Consider the following 18,227-nt stretch of genomic DNA (forward strand, 5'->3'; position numbering starts at 1 on the left):
CCAGCGCGGGCCCGGACGAGAACAACCGACTACAGGTCGATGTGCGATTCCTTGATCGGGAACGGCTCCGCGAAGTGGCAGGCGCAGCAGTGACCCGGTGCAACTTCCTTAAACTCGGGAAGTTTCTCAGAGCAGATGCCCTGCGCGATCGGGCAGCGGGTGTGGAAACGGCAACCGGTCGGCGGATCCAGCGGTGACGGCGGATCGCCGGCAAGGATGATGCGCTTACGGGTCTTCTGGATATCCGGATCGGGCACCGGCACGGCAGACAGCAGCGACTGCGTGTACGGATGGTGAGGCTCACTATAGAGCGTCTTCCAGTCCGAAACCTCGACCATCTTACCCAGATACATAACGGCAACGCGATCGGAGATGTGCTGTACGACGGACAGGTCGTGGGCGATAAACAGATACGCGGTACCGAACTTGTCCTGCAGTTCCTTGAGCAGGTTCAGAACCTGGGCCTGAATGGAAACATCCAGAGCGGAAACCGGCTCGTCGCAGATAATCAGCTTGGGCTTCAGCGCAAAAGCGCGGGCAATGCCGACACGCTGACGCTGACCGCCGGAGAACTCATGAGGATAGCGGTTGATGTGCTCGGGGTTCAGTCCGACAACGTCGAGAAGCTCGCGGACGCGCTCAATGCGCTCCTCCTTGGTGCCCACGCCATGAATGGTCATGGGCTCGGAGACGATCTCACCGATGGTCATACGAGGGTTGAGCGAAGCATAGGGGTCCTGGAAGATGAACTGCATCTCGCGACGCATGTCCTTGATCTCGTGCTTGCTCATCTCGGCAACGTCTTTGCCCTGGAAGAACACTTTGCCGGCCGTCGGCTTGGTGAGGCGCATTATGGTACGGCCCGTGGTGGACTTACCGCAACCAGACTCGCCGACCAGGCCAAAGGTCTCGCCCGGATAAATCTCGAACGAAATGTCATTCACAGCAGAGACGACACGCTTGGAGAAGCGCTTGGCGAACATGCCGGACTCAGCGGGAAACTCCTTAGAGAGGTGCTCGACCTTCAGCAGCGGAGTGCGCTCGTTGGTATCTGTCATTACGCCTCGCCTCCCTTCTTGGAATCCTTGCGCGTACGGGACGTCTCAGGAGCGTTCTTGAGGAACTCGGGGTCACCGGAGTAGTGGCACGCAGAGTAATGACCAGACTCGGTGACAACGCGCTCGGGGCGCTGCTTGCGGCACTTGTCCGTCGCATAGGGGCAGCGAGGAGAGAACACGCAGCCCTCAGGCAGGTTCATGAGCGAAGGCGGGTTGCCGTGAATCGGCGTAAGCGGCTTCTTCTCTTCGATGGCCTGCTCCGGGATGGAGCGGATAAGGCCCCAGGTGTAGGGGTGGCGACTCTCGTAGAAGATTTCCTCAGCAGTACCGAACTCGACGGGACGGCCGGCGTACATAACCATGATCTTATCGGCCATATCGGCAACGACGCCCAGGTCATGGGTAATCATGATGATGGCGTTGCCGTTCTTCTCCTGCATTTCCTGCATGAGCTCGATAATCTGAGCCTGAATGGTAACGTCCAGAGCCGTCGTGGGCTCGTCGGCAATCAGGATATCGGGATCGCAGGCAAGAGCCATAGCGATCATGACACGCTGACGCATACCGCCGGAGAACTGGTGCGGATACTCATTGACGCGCTTTTCGGGCTCGGGGATACCCACGAGGTCCAAAAGCTCGGTAGCGCGCTTGAGCGCCTCCTGCTTGGAGTAGCCACGGTGCAGACGAAGGCCCTCGCCCACCTGCTTGCCGATCTTATAGACCGGGTTCAAGGAGGTCATAGGATCCTGGAAGATCATCGCGATGTCGTTTCCGCGAATGTGCTGCATCTCTTCCTCGGTCATCTCGAGGATAGAACGACCGCGATAGCGAACGTCGCCGCCCTCGATCTTTCCCGGAGGCATCGAGATGAGGCCCATGATGGTCATGGCGGTCACGGACTTACCGGAGCCGGACTCACCGACGACACCCAGAGTCTCGCCGCGATCGAGCGTGTAGGACACACCGTCGACAGCGCGAACGACACCATCCTCGGTATGGAAATACATCTTAAGGTCATCGACCTCGAGCAGATGCTGGCCCTCGGGAACCGGCTGGTCCTTCAGGTCCACATAGTTCTTGTTCTTCTTCATCCTTATGCGTCCTTCATCTTGACGTCGAGGGCGTCGCGCAGACCGTCACCCAGCAGGGTGAAGGCGAGCACCGTCGAGAGAATTGCCAGACCGGGCATGATCATCATCCAGGGAGCAGTCAGAAGATACTGCTGACCGTCCTGAATCATGGAGCCCCACGAAGGCGTAGGCGGAATAACGCCCATGCCGAGGAAGGACAGAGCGGACTCGGTCAGAATGGCGCCACCAATGTTCATGGTCGCGTAGACCACGATGGAGGCGACGGAGTTCGGGAAGATGTGACGCACGACGATACGAGCATCAGATGCACCCATCGCGCGCGCAGCGTCAACATAGTCGTTTTCTTTGACCGTCAAGATTGCAGAGCGGAAGACGCGCGCAATCGAAGGCCAGCCGAGAATACCGATGGCGATAAAGACGTTCTGAAGACCACGGCCGATAACGGCGATCATGGCGACAACGAACAGCACGTACGGGAACGCCAGGAAGATGTCCGCACAGCGCATGATGATCGTATCCCAGATCCCGCCGTAGAAACCGGCCAGAGCACCCATGACCAGACCGATCACCGTGGAGATCGCGGTGGCCATAATGCCGACGGACAGCGAAACGCGTGCACCGTAGATAACGCGGACGAGAATGTCGCGACCAAGGGCGTCGGTGCCAAACGGGTGCTCTGCACACGGAGCCAACAGCGACGTCTCGGCCATGGTGGTCGAGTCGGAAGCCGTCGGCGAACCGAGCCAGGGCTTAGCCCACAGATCTGCGGTCAGGGCAACCACAACGACGATGATGATCCAGCAGACACCGATAACGGCGAGCTTGTTCTTGCGAAGACGCTTAAAAGCGTCACCCCACAGCGTGCGGGACTTGGCGGGAGCAGATGCGGCCTTGGTGGCGGTAGCCTGCTCCTGAGACTGAGAATCAGTTTCCTGCATGAGACGTACCTCCCTTAGGCCTTATCCGACGGACCGCCAAGGCGGATGCGCGGGTCGAGGAATGCATAGCTAATGTCGACGAGCAGGTTAATCACCATGACGACGACGACGATGAGCGTAACGCCGCCCATAACGATGGGCCAGTCACGCATGCTAATGGCGCGATAGACCTCATAGCCGATACCGGGCCAGTTAAAAACCGTCTCGGTCAGGATGGCGCCCGAAAGCATGCCACCAAAGTCGACACCAATATAGGTAACGACGGGGATGAGTGCATTCTTAAGCGCATGCTTGACGATGATCGCGCGATTGGAGAGACCCTTGGCCTTTGCCGTACGGATGTAATCCTGGTTCATGACGTCAAGCAGCTGCGAGCGCATAATGCGGGCGGCATAAGCGGTCGAAACCGAAGCCAGCGTAATGGTCGGAAGCACATAGTGCATCCAATCCTGATACTGAGAGCTGGAACCGCCGGCACCCGAGATCGGCATGGAGATTGCACCGCCCGTAGCGTCCTTGAGGATGACGCCAAAGAACAGCTGCAGCAACATACCGAGCCAGAAGGCCGGGACCGCAACGAGGATCGACGTGGTGAGCGTTACCAAAATATCCCAGAAGGAATAACGCTTTACCGCCGAAATGATACCCGCACCGATACCCATGATTGCCTCGAGCACGATGGCGCACGCGGCAAGTTTGACCGTATACGGATACTTCTGGGCAAAAATTTCCGTAACCGGCAGCTTGCGCTGATACGAATTGCCCAGATCGCCATGAAGCAGGCCATTCATGTAATACAAGTAACGGTCCACGAGCGACGTTTGAACGGGGTCGCCGTTCTCGTCAAGGATCGCGTTGCCGTCCTCGTCCGACTGGACCAGGTGATAGCGGACGCGAAGCTGAAGCTCCACCTCGGGGGACAGAGCCTTGTCTCCACCGATCAGCTTGATCGGATCTCCCGGCACGATATTCTGAAGGGCGAACAGAATCAGCGTAACGCCCAAAAATACCGGGATGAACTGAAGCACACGTTTAACGATGTACTTACCCATACCACTCCCCTATCTAGGGATTAACCTAAATGGGATGCCGATCGCCAGACCGGCATCCCAAAATTACCATCAGCCAGTTTACCCCAGGTTAGGGAGAACTGTATGTTTCCCATGAGGTCTACGTAAATACTTGACCCTCACGGAAGCTGCAAACTCTTAGGCGAGCTCAGCGGTACCCAGCTCAGCGTGCTTCTGCGGATCGACATAGAGGTGCTTGATGCGATCGGAGCCGACGATGGTGTGCGTGTAGAACATCACCGGGATGACCGGGCAGTCGGCAGCGACCATAGCGTCGGCCTCCTGCATCTTAGCAACGCGCTCTTCGTCGTCAACCGTGGTGCGAGCCTCGTTGACCTTGGCGTCGAACTCGGGGTTGTTGTAACCGGAGCGGTTGTCGCCACCGAGGGAGTCGGAGTGGAACAGCGGATACAGGAAGTTGTCCATAATCGGGTAGTCGGCAATCCAACCCAGACGACCGAACTGATAGTTAAAGTTCTGGTACTGCTCGAGCAAGGCAGACCACTCAGGGGTATCGGAGACAGCGGTAACGCCAACCTTGGCGAGGTCACCGATGATGGACTCCATGATCTCCTTGTGGCCACCATCCTGGTTGTAGGAAAGGGTCACGTTAATGCCACGATCGCCGTTAGCGCCAGCGGGAGCAACCTTGTCCAGGTACTCGTTAGCCTTGTCGACGTCGTAGGCGCAGAATTCCCATGCGCCCTCCTTGTAGCCATCGATGCCCGGAGGAACAATGCCGTCGGCGGGGGTACGGGTACCCTTGAAGATAGTCTTGCAGATGGCCTCACGGTTGATGGCCAGGGAGATACCCCTGCGCAGGTCGGCGTTGTTGAACGGCTCGGCCGTGTTGTTGCAGGTCAGGTAGTAGGTGGAAGGCTCGGAGCCGAGCAGCATGCGCTCGCCGTCACCCATGGTGTAGCCGTCCTTGGACACGCCGCGATCCTTCTTGGCGGCGTCGATCTGAGCAACGGGAACGTCGCAGACATCGAGATTACCGGCCTGGAACTCCTTGTAAGCGGTCTCCATGTCCTTGATGACCTGGAAGTGGATGCCATCGATCTTGGCCTTGTCGCCATAGTAATCGTCGAACTTCTTGAGGTTGATCTCCTGACCATCCTCCCACTTGCCGTCCATCATGAACGGGCCGTTACCGACCGGTGCAAGGTAGAAGCTCTTGGCATCGGACTCGGCGCACTCGGGAACCGGGGCCAGAGCCGGGTGAGAGGCGACGAAGGGGAAGTCGGCGTAAGCGGAAGACAGCTTGACGACGAGGGTCTCATCGTCGGGGCAGGTAACACCGCTGAGTTCAGTAGCGTTACCGGCAAGCAGATCGTCATAGCCCTCGACCATGGAAAGGTGATAGGAGACCTCGGAAGGGCCATACTCGGTAGCGATGGCCGACTTGGTGTTGACCAGACGCTCCCAACCGAGCTTGAAGGACTTGGAGGTAACGTCGTCACCGTTGTGGAACTTGGCCTTCTTGATCTTGAAGGTGAACTCGGTGGCGTCGTCGTTGGCCTCGAAGGACTCGCAAGCCAGCGGAACGATCTCGCCCTTCTCGGCGTCATAAGAGGTCAGAGCGTCAAAGAGCTGGTACTCGACCTGAGTGCCCTGGTCCTCCTGGACATTGTAGGGGTCGATGCAGACCGGGTTGTTGATGTAGAAGTTCAGCGTCGAACCGGACTCAGAACCGGAAGTGTCGCCGCCCTTCTTGCCGCATGCGGCAAGAAAAGCCATGGAGCTCGCAGCGAGGGTGCCGCCAACAAAGGCGCGACGACCCATAACGGGCTGGTGGAACATAGAATCAGCCATGCCATCCTCCTTATGAGATAGGACAAAGTAAGTTCGGTCGGGCAACGTCAAGACAGCCCAATCGAACCATTCAAACGCGGTCCGCCGTTTTGGCTGGTTATACAAAGCGGACCAACGTATTGCAATACAGTAGCGCATTTTATGCACGATTTGGGGCTAATTCCGGTTAACGGTCGAGATTTTCTTTAGTTGGGCGAAGTATATGAGGATATTTTGACTCTGTTACAAATATGTAAACAAAAAGGGCCCCGCACATGCGAGACCCTTTACAAACGTATAAGCGCCGATGCTTAGTAGCCGACGATACCCTGCGGGAAGAAGAACATGCACAGCACGACGCACACGGCAAACACGACAGCCATGATGACGGTCAGGCGGTCAAGGTTCTGCTCCATAACGCCCGTGGCAGAGCTGGAGTTATACAGCGAGCTGGCAATCATATCCGAAACGCCGGTACCCTTACCGGAATGCATCAGGACGAGAATCGTCAGCGCCACGGCAGAAACAGCCCAAACGACAAACAGAAGAATCTGGAACGGACCCATAGATAAGCTCCTTAATAGAACAATTCAAACTCCAGTACTGTACCACAATCCCCCGTTCTCCCCTACCTGCCACTCGGGGACGGGGCGGAAATGGCAGAAATACCAAAAAAGGGGATTGTCCGATTGTGGACAACCCCCTTGCTAGAAAACGGTATTTGTTTTCTCTTAGGCCTCGGTGGCGAGCACGCGACCCGTCATCTCGGCGGAAGGCTCCAGACCAGCCATGGTGAGCATGGTCGGAGCGATATCGGAAAGACGACCGTCCTCGATACCGGTGAGCTGTGCCTTCTCATCAACGATGATGAACGGCACGCGGTTGGTGGTGTGCGCCGTAAACGGATGCTTGGAACCGTCGGAAGCAACGTCAAACATGTGATCGGCGTTGCCGTGGTCGGCGGTAATCAGCGCAAAGCCGCCCTTGGCGAGAATCGCCGGGACAACCTTGGACAGGGCATCGTCAACAGCCTCGACAGCCTTAACGGCAGCGTCGAAGACACCGGTGTGGCCAACCATGTCGCAGTTCGCGAAGTTCACGATGTAGAAATCAGCGCGATCCTCGTTGATGGCGGCGACGAGCTTCTCGGTAACCTCGGGAGCGCTCATCTCGGGCTGCAGATCGTAGGTAGCAACCTTGGGGGAAGCGACGAGCACGCGCTCCTCGCCCTCCTTGGGCTCCTCGATGCCACCGTTGAGGAAGAACGTCACGTGGGCGTACTTCTCGGTCTCGGCAGTGTGCAGCTGCTTCAGGCCATTGGCGGCGATAACGTCGGCCAGGACGTTCTCGGGGAACGTCTTGGGGAAGGCGACCTCGACGTCAAACGTCGGATCATACTCGGTCATCGTCACAAAGTGCGAAAGCTTGATCTGCTCGCGCTCAAAGCCGTCGAACTCCTTGTCCGTGAACACGCGGGTCATCTGACGAGCGCGGTCGGGACGGAAGTTGAAGAAGATGGCCGCGTCGCCCTCGTGAATGCCCTCGTTGTGGGCAGCGAAGGGCTCGACGAACTCGTCGCCGCGCGGGTCCTTCTCGTAGTAGGCCTTGATACCGGCAACGGGGTCGGTATCAGCATCGGACGCGTTGACCATGACGTCGTAGGCGCGCTGGATGCGCTCCCAACGATTATCGCGGTCCATGGCCCAATAACGGCCCGAGACGGTGGCAACGCGAGCGTCGCAACCGGTCTCCTCGGAGATCTTAGCCAGGAAGGCGCAGAACTCACTCATGTAGCCGGCACCGGACTGCGGGTCAACGTCGCGGCCATCCATGAAGGCGTGGACGCGAACGGTCTTGACACCGTGCTCGGCAGCCATCTTGACCAGAGCCTCGACGTGGTTCATGTGGGAGTGAACGCCGCCAGGGCTCATAAGGCCCATGAGGTGGAGAGTCTTGCCGTCAGCCTTGACATCGTCCATGGCCTTGACGAAAACCTCGTTCTTGGCGATGGAGCCGTCCTTGATGGCATTGTTGATGCGCGAAAGCTCCTGGAACACGATGCGACCGGCACCGATGTTGAGGTGACCCACCTCGGAGTTGCCCATCTGGCCGTCGGGAAGGCCCACGTCCTCGCCCGAAGCACCGAGCGTGGTGTGAGGATACTTCTCGTACAGGCCATCAAGGAAGGGCGTCTTGGCAGCGGCGACGGCGTTCTCGCCATCAGCCGGAGCCAGGCCGCAGCCGTCCATGATAATCAGGAGTGCAGGAAGATGACGTTGTGCCATATGTCCTACTCGCCTGCCTTGACGACCATAGAGGCGAAGTCGGCAGCCTTGAGCGAAGCGCCGCCCACGAGGGCGCCGTCAACGTCGGGCTTGGCGACGAGCTCGGCGATGTTACCGGGCTTGGCGGAACCACCGTAGAGAACGCGGATGCCGTTGGCGAGCTCCTCGCCGAACATCTCCTTGAGGGTCTCACGGATAGCGCCGCAGACCTCCTGAGCATCCTCGGCGGTAGCGGTCTTGCCGGTGCCGATGGCCCAGATGGGCTCATAGGCGACGACGACCTGCTTGGGGCAGGTGATCTCAAGACCAGCAAGGCCAGCCTTGACCTGGTTCACGACGTGCTCGACATAGGTGCCGGCCTCGCGGACCTCAAGGGACTCGCCGCAGCAGAAGACGGGAACAAGGCCGGCGGCAACGAGAGCCTTGGCCTTCTTGTTCTGGTCCTCGTCGGTCTCGTGGAAGTAGTCGCGACGCTCGGAGTGACCGATGATGCAGTAGGTGCAGCCAGCGGACTTGAGCATGTCGCAAGAGGACTCACCCGTGAAGGCACCCTTGGCCTCCCAGTACACGTTCTGTGCACCGAGGGCGATGGGGGCAGCCTGAATGCGGTCATGAACCGTGGTGATGTCGATGGTCGGAGGGCAGACGAGCACCTCGACGCCAGCCGGAACCTCGGGCAGAGCCTGAGCCAGCTCGTCGGCGAGCTTGGCGGCCTCGGCGACGTCGTTGTTCATCTTCCAGTTACCAGCGATAAGAAGGGTGCGATTAGGCATCGAGAAGCGCCTCCACTCCGGGCAGGGCCTTACCCTCGACGAGCTCCATGGAAGCGCCACCACCGGTGGAGATCCAGCTCATCTTGTCGGCCAGGTTGAACTTGTTGACAGCTGCGACAGAGTCACCACCGCCGATGATCGAGGTGCAGTCAGCCTCGGCGAGAGCCTCGGCGATAGCCTGGGTGCCGTGAGCAAAGTTGTCAAACTCGAAGACGCCCATGGGGCCGTTCCAGAACACGGTCTTGGCGCCCTTGACAGCCTCGGCATAGAGCTCCTCGGTCTTGGGACCGATGTCCATACCCTCACGATCGTCGGGGATAGCGTCGGAAGCAACAACCTCGGGGACAGCGTCCTCGCCAAAGTGATCGGCAACACGGTTGTCGATGGGGAGTAGGATCTTGACACCCTTCTCCTCGGCCTTCTTGAGCATCTCGCCGGCGCGCTCGACCCAGTCCTCTTCCTTGAGGGACTGACCAACGGTCAGGCCCTGAGCCAGGAAGAAGGTGTAGGCCATGCCGCCACCGATAATCAGGGTGTCAGCGGAGTCGATGAGGTGATCGAGAACACCGATCTTGGAGGAAACCTTGGAACCGCCGACGATGGCGACGAAGGGACGCTCGGGCTCGGCGAAGATGCCGGTCAGCGTGTCGACCTCCTTCTCGAGCAGGAAGCCAGCGACGGCAGGCAGGTAAGCGGCGGGGCCCACGACGGAACCCTGGGCGCGGTGAGCGGTGCCGAAGGCATCGAGAACGAAGACGTCGCCATAGGAAGCGAGCTTCTTGGCGATCTCGGGATCGTTCTTCTTCTCACGCTTGTCAAAACGGACGTTCTCGAGAACGAGGACCTTGCCCGGCTCGACGTCGGCGACAGCCTCAGCAGCCTTCTCGCCGTAGGTGTCGGCGACAAAGGCAACGTCGAGACCAGAGAGCTCAGCGAGTTTCTTGGCGACGGGCTCGAGGGACAACTCGGGCTGGAAGCCGGTGCCCTCGGGACGGCCGAGGTGGCTCATGAGGATGACGCGAGCGTTGTGCTCAACGAGATAGTTGATGGTGGGCAGGGCAGCCTTGATGCGGGTGGTGTCGCCAACGACGCCATCCTTGATAGGCACGTTAAAGTCAACGCGGACGAGAACGCGCTTGCCGTCGACATCGATGTCGCGGACGGTCTTCTTGGTAAAGGCCATGTTTGCTTCTACCTTTCGTACGTGTCTGCCTCCCATTACGGCAGACGATTTCTTATAAAAAGGGCGCGACCCTAGGGTGTAAGCCCTATAAGGCCGCGCCCTTCTTTAGACGCTCAACGAGCTATTCGCTAAAAGCTAAATTAAGCAACGAACTTCTCGAAGTACTTGATGGTGCGGACCATCTGAGAGGTGTAGGAGTTCTCGTTGTCGTACCAAGAGGTGACCTGAACGAGGGTCTGGCCGTTGCCGAGGTCAGAGCACATGGTCTGAGTGGCGTCGAAGATGGAGCCGTGGGTCTCGCCGACGATGTCGCGGGAGACGATCTGGTCCTCGTTGTAGGCGAAGGTCTCGGGGATGGTCTCGGCGTAGGCCTTCATGGCAGCGTTGACCTCGTCGACGGTGACCTTCTTGTCAACGACGGCGTAGAGGTTGGTCAGCGAGCCGGTCGGCGTCGGGACGCGCTGGGCGGCACCGATGAGCTTGCCGTTGAGCTCGGGGAGAACCAGGCCGATGGCCTTGGCAGCGCCCGTGGTGTTCGGGACGATGTTCTCGGAGCAGGCGCGGGAGCGACGGAAGTTGCCCTTGCGCTGCGGGCCGTCGAGCGGCATCTGGTCGCCGGTGAAGGCATGGATGGTGGTCATGATGCCGGACACGATGGGAGCGAAGTCGTTCAGACCCTTGGCCATCGGAGCGAGGCAGTTGGTGGTGCAGGAAGCAGCGGAGATGATGTTGTCCTCAGCGGTCAGCGTCTCATGGTTGACGTTGTACACGATGGTGGGCAGATCGCTGCCGGCCGGAGCGGAGATGACGACCTTCTTGGCGCCAGCGTTGATGTGGGCCTGAGCCTTAGCCTTGCTGGTGTAGAAGCCGGTGCACTCGAGAACGACGTCGACGTCGAGGTCGCCCCAAGGCAGGTTGTTGGCGTCGGCCTCCTTGTAGATCTTGATCTCCTTGCCGTCAACGGTGATGGAATCCTCGCCAGCAACGACCTCGTGATCGCGAGCGTAGTTGCCCTGCGTGGAGTCGTACTTCAGCAGGTAAGCGAGCATATCGGGAGAGGTGAGGTCGTTGATAGCGACGATCTCGGAGCCCTCATGACCGAACATCTGACGGAAAGCCAGACGACCGATGCGACCGAAGCCGTTAATAGCAACCTTTACTGCCATTGTGTCTCCTTTCGTAAGGCCCCCGCGAGCTACAGCGCCCGCCGTTGAGGCCCACAAACTAACCACTCGCCTAATATACCTTTTTTTTGACTTGAATTTCACGAGAATGCTCGAAATTGAAAAGCAAATTTACGTTAAAACGTTTTAAAGACTAAAATAGCAGCTAAATCCGTATATAAGTCGTTACTTCAAACTACCTGTTTGCTTCAATGAGCTTTTCAAGCCGTAAAACACGATGGTAGAGGGCTGACTTCGACAAGGGAGGGTCAGCCATCTCCCCCAAATCACGCAGCGACAGATCAGGATAGCGCTCGCGCAGGTCGCAAAAGACCGCCAAGGCATCCGGAAGCGCATCGCGAAGGCCACGCTGCTCGAGCTCGTCGATAAGCGCAAGCTGATGTTGGGCAGCACCGGCGCTTCTGGTTTGGTTGGCGAGCTCGGCATTCACGCGACGGTTCACATCGTTCTTAACCAACTTGACCGCGCGCGCCTCCTCAATCTCGGCAACGCTGCGCTTGGCACCAATCAGCTTTAATAGATGCTCGATTTCCTCGGCGCTCTTAATGTACACGGCATATGACCCCCGCCGTGCATTAACACGAGCATGGACCCCAATCTGCTCCAACAGATTGCAAAGTCCCTTGGCATATTGCTCGCCCTGCACAGCGATCTCCAAATGAAAATCGCCGCGTGGATCGGCCACGAAGCCGCCCGCGATGAGCGCGCCGCGGATATAGGCAAGTCTACAGCAAGGACGGGCAACGATATGTCGGGGTACGCCGGCGACAAGTCCTCCCCTACGGTCGAGGATACCCAGCAGAACCAAGGCCTTATCCAGGTCTGGCTGATCAGGCAAGGTGATGAGGTAGTTTCGAACCTTATGCAAGACAGATTTGCGGACGGTGAACTCCGTTTTGAGCTTAAGGATACGATGCGTCAGCGTGATCATCGTGCGCGCGACGGCTCCCGTCTCAGTCGCAACGGTCAAACGATACCGCCCAGAGCCGGCAAGGGAGAGCGTACCACTCACGCGCGTGAGGGCGGCGAGCGTCGACAAGTCGCAGTATTCACATTCGGGTTCGCAGCGCGCAAGCTCGTCGCGCACCTCAGCGGTAAACGACATGCAGGCCTATGCCTTCGTGTTGGCGCGCGACAGGTCGCGGTGGGAGATGCTCACATGATACTGAGCGCCTTCCAGGTAACGGGCCGTGGCCTCGGCAATGGCAACGCTGCGATGCTGGCCGCCCGTGCAGCCGATGGCGATAGAAAGCTGCGGCTTACCCTCCGCGATATAGCCTGGCATCACCGTATCGAGCAGCTGTGTCCAAGCCTTCCAAAACTCCTGCGTCTTGGGATGGTCCAGAACAAAATCAGAGACCTTTTTATCGAGACCGGTCATCGTGCGCATCTCGGGATCGTAGAACGGATTGGGCAGGAAGCGGACGTCGATCATAATGTCCGCCTCGACGGGCATGCCGTGCTTAAAGCCAAACGAGAACACGTGGACGTCCATGAGCTGCTGGTCGGACAGCTCGGAAAATGCCATACGTAGCTTGTTGCGCAGCGCAGAGGTACGCAGACGGCTCGTGTCGATAATCATATCGGCTCGGTCGCGCACGCCCTGCAGCTGAAGGCGCTCGCGCTGAATGGCATCGGCCGTAGTCTCCCCCGGCTTGGCAATGGGATGACGGCGGCGATTTTCGCTGTAGCGACGAATCAGCACCTCGTCAGAGGCCTCGAGAAACACGATGTCACAGCTCATCTCGCGCTCCTCGAGTGCGGCAACGGCATCGAGCAGCTCATCGAACAAGCCCTGGCTGCGCAGGTCGCAGGTGACGGCAAGATGCCTGCCCACGCCCGTATTGATGCCGACGAGTTCGGCAAGCTGGGCGATCAGACGCGGAGGCAAGTTGTCGATGCAAAAGTAGCCCATGTCCTCGAACACATGCATGGCCTGCGTTCGGCCCGATCCAGACATTCCGGTGATGATGACGATATCGGGGATGCGCTCCGAGCGCTCCGCCGCATCCATGGCATCTCCCTTTTGCATGTGCGCCTCCTAAAACAAGCGCGGGACCCGGCCAGCGGATCCCGCGCGATCAATTGCCTTTATTGAGTATACCGCCCCGAGCGGATACGAGGCCTGTCTTACGCCTCAAGCGCAGCCTTGAACCAACTTGTAATACTCGTGGGATGCGTGATGGCGGTGCCGACGACAACGGCCCAGGCGCCAGCATCGATCGCGGCGCGAGCCTCCTCGGGCGTGTGCACGCGGCCCTCGCAGATGATGGGAAGACCGGGGAATTCCTCGGTCGCCTGACGCAGGAGCGGCAGATCGGGGCCATCGGCCATGGTGCAGTCGATGGCAGCGACACCGTGAGAAAGCGTGGTAGATACCAGGTCGAAGCCCATATCAACCGCACGGCGAATGTCCTCGATGGTGGCACAATCCGCCATCAGGAGCACACCCTCCTCGTGCAGCGGGCGGAAGGTATCCTCGACCGACTTGCCGTCGGGACGCGGACGATCGGTGGCGTCGATCGCCACGATATCGGCACCCGCAGCAACGCAGGCGCGAGCGTGACGCAGCGTCGGCGTGATGTAAACGCCCTCGTGCCCATCCTTCCACAGGCCGATAACGGGGACCTCACAGCGACCCTTAATGGCGGCAATGTCGGCAAGGCCCTGGCAGCGAATGGCGGCGGCGCCGCCGAGCTCGCAAGCACGAGACATTTGAGCCATGGTCTCGGGCGTACGAAGCGGCTCGCCCATATACGCCTGAACGCTCACGACGAGCTTGCCCTTCAGGGACTGGATCAAAGGATCAACGGTCATGTTCGACTCAACCTTTCTCAAAAACAGCCTTCTGAGACACCGCACCTTGACGTTCAAACCGTCGCTCGCGTACCGAAGTACGCTTCGCTCCTCTTTCACGTCAATCTGCGGCACCTCAGAAGGCGCACTTGGTAGCTATGTTTATTTCAACGACGCAAGAAGGTGTTCGGCGGCACCGATGAGCGGAGCATCGCCCTCAAGAGAACCGATGAGGATCGGCGTGTCCTGAAGCGGATCGAGCGCCTGGCTGGCATAGCCCTCGTGTACCGAATCCTTCCACGTCTGTGAACGCCAATCGGGACCTTGGTGAATCACACCACCCGAAAGCACGATGACCTCAGGGTCCAGGATGTTAGCGAGCGAGCCCAAGCTGGCACCCAGCGCAAAGCCGGCGTCATGGATGACCTCAGTCGCCTTTGCGTCGCCCGCGCGGCACAGGTCGTTTACATCGCGACCGACCGAAGGACGGCTGGGGTCGACGCGGCCAAAGCGCTCGTCGTACATGCGACCAATGGAAGTGCCCGAAGCAACAGACTCAAGATGGCCAGAACGCCCGCAGGCGCAGGGAATGCCGGCGGCAGCCGAGCACTCGATGTGGCCCATATGACCGGCAGCACCGTGGAAGCCCTGCATCACGCGGCCGTTCTCGACATATGCGCCGCCGATGCCCGTACCGATGCCCAGACACAAGACGGAGAACTTGCCCTTGCCGACGCCCCAGTGGGCCTCGCCCAGAGCATGAGCCTGCACGTCGCCCACCACGGCAACGGGAAGACCAAGGTCCTCGCGCAGACGCGGCCCCAACTGAACGCCAGACCAGCCGGGCATGATCTCGTTGGCGTAGGCGATGGCGCCCGTCTTGGGGTCGACGACACCGGCGGCGCCAATACCGATACCGAGGACCTCGACATCGGGGTTCGCCTCGAGAGCAGCCTTGATGGACGCCTCGATGCGCTGGAAAACTGCCTCGCCGCCTTCTTGGGCCTCGGTGGGAACCTCGGCTTCAAAGACCGGATGGGGCACGCCGCCATCAGCCGGATACTCCATAATGGCAGTCGCAATCTTGGTGCCGCCGATATCGACGGAGCAAACGTACTTGTTCTCCATGTCGCTCTCCTTAGGAGATATAAACAACTACAGGAAATGCGCCGTCAGGCTAGCCGTCACAGCGCGGTAAAGGTTTTCCAGGTGCCCGAGATCGCCGAGAAGCCGTGTGGCCATTGACCTAATGGGTCATGGCCGCACGGTTGAACGGCGAGGTCGGGTGCCTGGGAAAGCTTTAAAGGAGGCCGTTGTCCTGGAGGACCTTCTTAATCGCCTCGACGTTCTCACCGGTCATGGCCTTCACCGGGCGCGGCATGGTCGGGCTGTCGAAGATGCCCATGAGGTTCATAGCGGTCTTGAAGGCGCCGACGCCACCGGCATAGCCCTGGACGCCCGAGGTGACATCCCAGATGTGGGAGATCTCATTGAGACGATCCTGCTCGGCCTTGACGGTAGCCCAGTCACCAGCCTGAGCGGCCTTCCACTGACGCACGTAGCCCTCGGGCTCAACGTTGGCGAGACCCGGGACGGAACCGTCAGCGCCGCCGAGATAGGCGCCGTCGACAACAACCTCGTGACCGGTGAGGATGCTCATCGGATGGCCGTTCTTCTCGTTCTCCTGAACGAGGTAGCGGAACGAGATGTCATCACCCGAGGAATCCTTGACGCCAGCAAGGACGCCCTCGGCGCCGAGCTTGGCAAGGAGCTTCCAGGGGAGCTTGGTGTGAACGCAGACGGGAATGTCATAGGCAAAGATGGGCAGGTCGAGCTCCTCGTGCAGGATGCGGAAGTGCTCCTCGACCTCGGTCATACCCTGCAGGGCATAGAACGGGCAGGTGGCGACGAGGGCATCGGCGCCCAGCTCCTGGGCGACCTTGCCGTGCTCAATCATGCGCTCGGTCTCGGTATCGATGATGCCGACCAGAACAGGCACACGGTGGTCGACGATACGAACGGCCTCGGCGATAATCTGGCGACGGCGCTCATCGGTGGAGAAGACGACCTCGCCCGAAGACCCCAAGAAGAACAGACCATCGACGCCGGCATCGATCATGCGGTTGATGCTGCGCTCAAAGGAGGCAACGTCGAGCTGGTGGTCTTCGGTATCGGGAACAACGACGGGAGGGATAACGCCGGTGAATTTCTGAGTTGCCACAAGAATCTCCTTAGCTGTCTGGCGAGCGGCCCTATGCCGCTCACTCTTGTTGGCAGTGTCCAGGCCGTCTAGGCCAAAGAACACGGATAGAACGTTTGGTTAAAGAAGTCGACGACTTCGTTTTCGAACGCGTTAATACGCTCATGAGCGTATTTGGCATAGATGATATGCCTCCGGTCACACTCAAGACCGTTGAATACGGCAAACTGACCCTTGGGGTCGCTCACGGTATCCATGAGCGACGTGCCCATGAGCACCGATCCGCGCACCCGAGACGACAGAGCCTCGAGGCCACCGGGAATTGGATTGGCAACCGCCGTGCAGGCAAGTCCGCGCTCGTCCAGAGCAGAAACCGCCAGCGCGACACCGCCGCCAAGACCCTCGCCCCATGCAAAAATGCGATCGGGATCCATGCCATCAAGATTGCGCGCGACCTTCGCCAACGCGCAGCCCCAACGGACGCGCTTGACAAAAGCGGGCGAAGCAATCCCCCACTGCAGGTCGTCCGCACCAGCAACATCGTCATCCAGCGCGAGAACGGCATACCCCATGGCGGCAAATCTCGTCATGTGATGCCATCCACGCACGGGTCGATCGATGTCGTGAAACATCAGGCACAGCGGCACGCGCTCAGACACTCGGGCACGACCGACAGGCTCGATCAAACGAGCGTGAATCGCATCGTCACCGAGCTCAAAGGAGACCTCCGAGTAACGGGCGCAGGGGTTAACAAAGTCAATCGCCGTAATGGCCAGGCCTTGAATCTCAAGATTCGAAGCGCATGTCTCTAAATCAGAAACATCTGCTTGGACATCACCGCGCCAGTCCCGATATTCTGCGAGCCTTGACGAAACCGTTCCAGGCATCTCCGCGAGCCCGGGGACGATCAGCTCGTCGATATTGCTCTCGCACTTAGACATGAGCCTCCCCTCCCTCGCAGAAAAACGGAATGATCAGATCGTCAAAGTCCTGAATCTCCTCGTGGCCAAAGCCCTCAAAGAACTCGCGTCGCTTCTCACAGGCCAGATTGTTGTAGACCGCAAACTGCGTCGCCGGCGGACAGACGATATCGGCTGTGCCCGTGCCAAACAGCACGGGGCATTTGACCATGGGGGCAAAGTTCTTGGAATCGAAGTACGCCAGTTTGGCATAGGCCTCCTCAATACGAGTCGAGTCCTCGTCAAACCAACGCGACCAATAACGCAGGCCTTCATAAGCGATATCGTCGGCATCCAGATCCCAAACAAGGCGGAAATCCGACAGGAAGGGATAGAGGATGGCAGCGCGATTGATAAGCTCACTATTAAGCGCGCAGGTCGCAATGCCCAAACCGCCGCCCTGCGATGCGCCGTTCACAAATACGCGGGAAAGATCGATGTCCTCGAGCTCGCGAACAATACGGCACAGAATGCGGATATCCTGGTGCAAGCGGACATAGTAAAGATTGGCCGGGTCGCCGTCGATACCGGCGACGATATGCCCAGCAACCGTCGTGCCTTCAAATCCACCAATATCCTCGGAGGGGCCACCCTGGCCAGGACAATCGAGAGCGATGAGTGCCATGCCCATGCCCGCAAACGACGCCTGCTCGAACCAGCTGCGGCTTGCACCCGGATAGCCGTGGAACTGTAGCACCAGCGGCACGGGCTCGTCCGAAACCGGCTGGAGATACTTGGCATGCAGGCGTGCACCGCACATGCCGGTATACCAGAGGTCGAAAAACCGACAGGTCGCGGAATCCGCAACCGAAGCCGCCTCAATCGCATAGTCGAGCTCGACGGCGTCGGCCTCGGCCATGCGGTCCTTCCAAAAGAGATCGAAATCCGATGGACGG

17 protein-coding genes are annotated in these 18,227 nt (G+C 59.2%); all 17 read right to left on the minus strand.

The genetic code is table 11. The features are described 5' to 3' along the window. Window positions 1-29: 29 nt before the first annotated feature. Window positions 30-1,058 carry an ABC transporter ATP-binding protein gene (locus tag ARB25_RS07065; protein ID WP_055286932.1) on the minus strand — a complete coding sequence of 343 codons (1,029 nt, stop codon included), beginning with the start codon at window positions 1,056-1,058 and terminating at the stop codon, window positions 30-32. Further along, window positions 1,058-2,149, minus strand: coding sequence for an ABC transporter ATP-binding protein (locus ARB25_RS07070; protein WP_022094887.1), 1,092 nt, complete (start codon window positions 2,147-2,149; stop codon window positions 1,058-1,060). The genes ARB25_RS07065 and ARB25_RS07070 overlap by 1 nt, the downstream gene beginning before the upstream one ends. Before the next feature lie 2 nt (window positions 2,150-2,151). Next, window positions 2,152-3,087: an ABC transporter permease gene (locus tag ARB25_RS07075; protein ID WP_055286934.1), complete on the minus strand. Its 936-nt coding sequence runs from the start codon at window positions 3,085-3,087 to the stop codon at window positions 2,152-2,154. 14 nt (window positions 3,088-3,101) lie between these two features. Beyond that, window positions 3,102-4,139 carry an ABC transporter permease gene (locus ARB25_RS07080; protein ID WP_022094885.1) on the minus strand — a complete coding sequence of 346 codons (1,038 nt, stop codon included), beginning with the start codon at window positions 4,137-4,139 and terminating at the stop codon, window positions 3,102-3,104. Window positions 4,140-4,295: 156 nt separating this feature from the next. Further along, complete coding sequence (locus ARB25_RS07085; protein WP_055286936.1) at window positions 4,296-5,972, minus strand: peptide ABC transporter substrate-binding protein; 1,677 nt, start codon at window positions 5,970-5,972, stop codon at window positions 4,296-4,298. A 290-nt stretch (window positions 5,973-6,262) separates the two neighbouring features. Further along, a complete protein-coding gene (secG, locus tag ARB25_RS07090; RefSeq protein WP_006236144.1) occupies window positions 6,263-6,517 on the minus strand; it encodes a preprotein translocase subunit SecG in 255 nt (84 codons plus the stop codon). A 165-nt stretch (window positions 6,518-6,682) separates the two neighbouring features. Then, entirely contained in the window at window positions 6,683-8,236 is a 1,554-nt protein-coding gene (gene gpmI, locus ARB25_RS07095; protein WP_055286937.1) for a 2,3-bisphosphoglycerate-independent phosphoglycerate mutase, read from the minus strand. Window positions 8,237-8,241: 5 nt separating this feature from the next. Next, complete coding sequence (gene tpiA / locus ARB25_RS07100; protein WP_022094882.1) at window positions 8,242-9,009, minus strand: triose-phosphate isomerase; 768 nt, start codon at window positions 9,007-9,009, stop codon at window positions 8,242-8,244. Next, window positions 9,002-10,192 (minus strand): phosphoglycerate kinase, encoded by a 1,191-nt coding sequence (locus ARB25_RS07105; protein WP_055286939.1) that lies wholly within the window; start codon window positions 10,190-10,192, stop codon window positions 9,002-9,004. Before ARB25_RS07105 ends, tpiA begins: the two co-directional genes overlap by 8 nt. A gap of 140 nt (window positions 10,193-10,332) precedes the next feature. Then, window positions 10,333-11,358 carry a type I glyceraldehyde-3-phosphate dehydrogenase gene (gene gap / locus ARB25_RS07110; protein WP_055286941.1) on the minus strand — a complete coding sequence of 342 codons (1,026 nt, stop codon included), beginning with the start codon at window positions 11,356-11,358 and terminating at the stop codon, window positions 10,333-10,335. A 193-nt stretch (window positions 11,359-11,551) separates the two neighbouring features. Then, entirely contained in the window at window positions 11,552-12,481 is a 930-nt protein-coding gene (gene whiA, locus ARB25_RS07115; protein WP_055286943.1) for a DNA-binding protein WhiA, read from the minus strand. A 6-nt stretch (window positions 12,482-12,487) separates the two neighbouring features. After that, a complete protein-coding gene (gene rapZ / locus ARB25_RS07120) occupies window positions 12,488-13,408 on the minus strand; it encodes an RNase adapter RapZ (protein ID WP_022094878.1) in 921 nt (306 codons plus the stop codon). 98 nt (window positions 13,409-13,506) lie between these two features. Then, window positions 13,507-14,193 (minus strand): N-acetylmannosamine-6-phosphate 2-epimerase, encoded by a 687-nt coding sequence (locus ARB25_RS07125; RefSeq protein WP_006236154.1) that lies wholly within the window; start codon window positions 14,191-14,193, stop codon window positions 13,507-13,509. Window positions 14,194-14,334: 141 nt separating this feature from the next. Further along, complete coding sequence (locus ARB25_RS07130; protein ID WP_055286945.1) at window positions 14,335-15,300, minus strand: ROK family protein; 966 nt, start codon at window positions 15,298-15,300, stop codon at window positions 14,335-14,337. 172 nt (window positions 15,301-15,472) lie between these two features. Next, window positions 15,473-16,393 carry a dihydrodipicolinate synthase family protein gene (locus ARB25_RS07135; protein ID WP_035138887.1) on the minus strand — a complete coding sequence of 307 codons (921 nt, stop codon included), beginning with the start codon at window positions 16,391-16,393 and terminating at the stop codon, window positions 15,473-15,475. Between the two features lie 68 nt (window positions 16,394-16,461). Then, on the minus strand, window positions 16,462-17,313 hold the full coding sequence (locus ARB25_RS07140) for an acetylxylan esterase (protein ID WP_055286947.1): 852 nt from the start codon (window positions 17,311-17,313) through the stop codon (window positions 16,462-16,464). Beyond that, window positions 17,306-18,227, minus strand: a 922-nt coding sequence (locus ARB25_RS07145; RefSeq protein ID WP_055286949.1) for an acetylxylan esterase, incomplete at its 5' end; no start/stop codon positions are given. The genes ARB25_RS07145 and ARB25_RS07140, both read right to left, overlap by 8 nt.

The organism is Collinsella aerofaciens, assembly GCF_001405375.1.
Classification (GTDB): Bacteria; Actinomycetota; Coriobacteriia; order Coriobacteriales; family Coriobacteriaceae; genus Collinsella; species Collinsella aerofaciens_F.